The sequence below is a fragment of the Erwinia sp. MYb416 genome (assembly GCF_037479575.1).
GTDB lineage: Bacteria > Pseudomonadota > Gammaproteobacteria > Enterobacterales > Enterobacteriaceae > Erwinia > Erwinia rhapontici.
The window spans coordinates 1-1639 of record NZ_JBBGYT010000015.1 but is presented as its reverse complement, the minus strand read 5'-3'; the positions used below and the strand labels follow the sequence as shown (position 1 = coordinate 1639).

At 55.2% G+C, this 1639-nt stretch carries 1 protein-coding gene; it reads right to left on the bottom strand.

Going from position 1 to position 1639, the window contains the following annotated elements; genetic code table 11:
• On the bottom strand, positions 1 to 1639 hold a 1639-nt coding region (locus tag WH277_RS00120), incomplete at both ends, for a bifunctional aconitate hydratase 2/2-methylisocitrate dehydratase (protein WP_339503641.1).

Genomic DNA, 1639 nt, shown 5'->3' with positions numbered 1-1639 from the left:
GTACACATTTGCCCCCGTTCCCAGACGGTTCGGGAAGTTACGTGTGGAGGTCGATACCACCGTTGCGCCATCTGCCACACGCGCCTGGTTACCCATGCACAGTGAACAGCCTGGGATCTCAATGCGCGCGCCGCTCTTACCGAATACGCTGTAGTAGCCTTCCTCAGTCAGCTGTGCCGCATCCATCTTGGTTGGCGGAGCCACCCAAAGACGCGTCGGCAGCTGGCCTTTATGCGCATCCAGCAGTTTCCCAGCCGCACGGAAGTGACCGATGTTGGTCATGCAGGAACCGATAAAGACTTCATCGATTTTTGTGCCCTGCACATCAGACAGTAGACGAGCATCATCCGGGTCGTTCGGCGCACACAGAATTGGCTCTTTAATATCTGCCAGATCGATATCGATCACCGCAGCGTACTCTGCATCCGCATCGCCTTCCAGCAGCTGCGGATCGGCCAGCCATTTTTCCATGCCCTGAATACGGCGTTCAAGCGTACGACGATCGCCATAGCCCTCAGAGATCATCCACTTCAGCAGGACAATGTTCGAGTTCAGATACTCAATGATCGGATCTTTGCTCAGTTTGATAGAACAACCGGCGGCAGAACGTTCAGCGGATGCATCTGACAATTCAAATGCCTGCTCAACCTTAAGATCCGGCAAACCTTCAATTTCCAGAATGCGGCCAGAGAAGATGTTTTTCTTCCCTTTTTTCTCAACGGTCAGCAGGCCAGCTTTGATGGCATACAGTGGGATCGCATGCACCAGATCACGCAGAGTGATCCCCGGCTGCATCTTACCTTTGAAGCGCACCAGAACTGACTCAGGCATGTCCAGTGGCATCACGCCAGTCGCAGCGGCAAAGGCCACCAGACCTGACCCCGCAGGGAAGGAGATACCAATAGGGAAACGGGTGTGAGAGTCACCACCGGTACCCACGGTGTCCGGCAGCAGCATACGGTTCAGCCAGCTGTGAATAATGCCATCACCTGGGCGCAGCGACACGCCGCCACGGTTCATAATGAAGTCAGGCAGCGTATGATGCGTGGTCACATCGACCGGCTTTGGATAAGCCGCAGTATGGCAGAAGGACTGCATCACCAGATCCGCAGAGAAGCCGAGGCAGGCGAGATCTTTCAGTTCATCACGGGTCATTGGACCGGTGGTGTCCTGCGAGCCAACCGAGGTCATTTTGGGTTCGCAGTAGGCGCCAGGGCGCACACCGTCAACGCCACATGCACGGCCGACCATTTTCTGCGCCAGTGAGAAACCACGGGTGCTGGCCGCCACATCTCTCGCCTGCTCGAACACATCACTGTGCGGCAGATTCAGCGATTCACGGGCTTTCGTGGTCAAACCACGGCCGATGATCAGTGGAATACGGCCACCCGCACGAACTTCATCCAACAGTACGTTAGTTTTCAGTTCAAAGTTAGCCAGCACTTCGTCGGTGTCGTGATTGCGGACTTCACCTTTATACGGATAGATGTCGATGACGTCGCCCATATTCAGACGGTCAACATCGACTTCAATCGGCAGTGCGCCCGCATCTTCCATCGTGTTAAAGAAGATAGGTGCGATTTTACCGCCGAGGCAGACGCCACCGCCCTTCTTGTTCGGCACGTAAGGAATATCATCG